The following is a 1,188-nucleotide window of genomic DNA, read 5'->3' as shown; positions in this document are numbered from 1 at the left end:
GGGTAATCCTCCCATTTTTAACCTCAGTTAAAAGTAGAAGTTAAGCAGCCATCAAAGGTGGTTTCCCTCCGTTGGCCTTGTGTGGTCGCTCATGATTGTAGAACCACAACCATTTTGTTGCATAGTCCTGAACTTCTTCCAGTGAGTCAAACAGATGCTTGCTCACCCAGCTATATCTCATCGTACGATTATGACGCTCAATATACGCGTTCTGTTGTGGATTACCTGGCTGAATATAATCGATTCGTATCCCTTTTCTTTTTGCCCACGCTGTAAACTCATGGGAAATGAACTCGGGACCATTATCACAACGAATGGCAACTGGTGTGTCGCGCCACTCTAAAAGCTGTTCCAAAACTCTAATCACACGCAGTGCCGGCAGCGAAAAGCCTGCTTCAATCGCGATACCTTCACGGCGGAAGTCATCGATGATATTGAGTAGCCTGTAGTTCCGTCCATCCGACAATTGGTCATGCATGAAGTCCAACGACCAGACTTGATCAGCGCGCGTCGGCTCTTTCAGTGGTTCCGGCTTGTTTCGGTTGAGCCTTCTCCGGGGACGTATCCGTAGGTTCAGTGCCAACTCACAATAGATACGGTAAACCCGCTTATGATTCCACAGGAAGCCTTTAACATTGCGCAAATAATCAAAACATAGCCCGAAGCCCCAGTCACTTTGCTCAGAAGTGAGCGTGACAAGCCACTGAGCTATCTCATCATTTTCCGTTGCCATCTTAGGCTGATAACGGTACCCGGTTTCGCTGATGTCGAACCACCGGCAAGCCTTGCGAATGCTAATTGAATATCGCGCCACCGAATGCTGAGCAAGCAAGCGCCGCTCACAGGGCTTTACCACTTTTTTTCCATGGCGTCTTTGATGACTTCAGCCTTGAGGCGCTCCTCGGCATACATTTTCTTCAAACGACGGTTTTCATCTTCCAATTCTTTCAGCCGTGCCATGAGAGAGGCATCCATACCACCGTATTTGGCGCGCCACTTATAGAAAGTTGCACTACTCATACCATGTTCGCGGCAGAGTTCTGGCACAGGTGTACCTGCTTCTGCCTGTTTTAAGATCGCCAGGATCTGACTGTCCGTGTACCGTGATTTTTTCATGCAGAATCTCCTTTCGTTTAGGTTACGAGAAAATTCTACTTTTTGCTGCTGTTATTTTTCGGGGGGATTACC

The 1,188-nt window shown here is 47.9% G+C and carries 1 protein-coding gene; it reads right to left on the bottom strand.

Going from position 1 to position 1,188, the window contains the following annotated elements; all coding sequences use genetic code 11:
* Window positions 1–40 precede the first annotated feature (40 nt).
* Window positions 41–1,116, bottom strand: a protein-coding gene (locus VV869_RS24340) for an IS3 family transposase (protein ID WP_337737538.1) whose coding sequence is annotated in 2 segments (ribosomal slippage) — window positions 41–864 and window positions 864–1,116 — 1,077 coding nt in all. Because the reading frame shifts where the segments join, the coding sequence is not laid out codon by codon here.
* Window positions 1,117–1,188 lie beyond the last annotated feature (72 nt).

The sequence above is a fragment of the Photobacterium sp. MCCC 1A19761 genome, from assembly GCF_037389125.1.
In the GTDB taxonomy this organism is placed as follows: Bacteria; Pseudomonadota; Gammaproteobacteria; order Enterobacterales; family Vibrionaceae; genus Photobacterium.
This window is presented reverse-complemented; position numbering and strand designations above follow the sequence as displayed.